At 52.1% G+C, this 215-nt stretch carries 1 protein-coding gene; it reads right to left on the bottom strand.

Features of this window, described 5'->3' with window-relative positions; translation table 11 throughout:
* Positions 1–215 (bottom strand): hypothetical protein (locus AB4405_RS24135; RefSeq protein ID WP_372063094.1); only part of this gene is annotated, 215 nt, incomplete at both ends.

Consider the following 215-nt stretch of genomic DNA (forward strand, 5'->3'; position numbering starts at 1 on the left):
TTATCAATGGCAACGTAGGTAAAGGTCACGTCTTCCTTCTGACCATCGGTTAGGTCTTGGAAGTCATTGCCAGGGTTGAACGTGTACGTGCCGTTGTTAAAGCTCAATGACCCTTTGTCATCTGGAACATCGGTCGCCAAGGCGTAAGACACCACGGTGCCATCCACATCGGAGCCTTCCGGTACCTCACGGGTGATCGAGGTGTCTTCATCGGT

Source organism: Vibrio sp. 10N.261.51.F12 (assembly GCF_041471725.1).
In the GTDB taxonomy this organism is placed as follows: Bacteria; Pseudomonadota; Gammaproteobacteria; order Enterobacterales; family Vibrionaceae; genus Vibrio.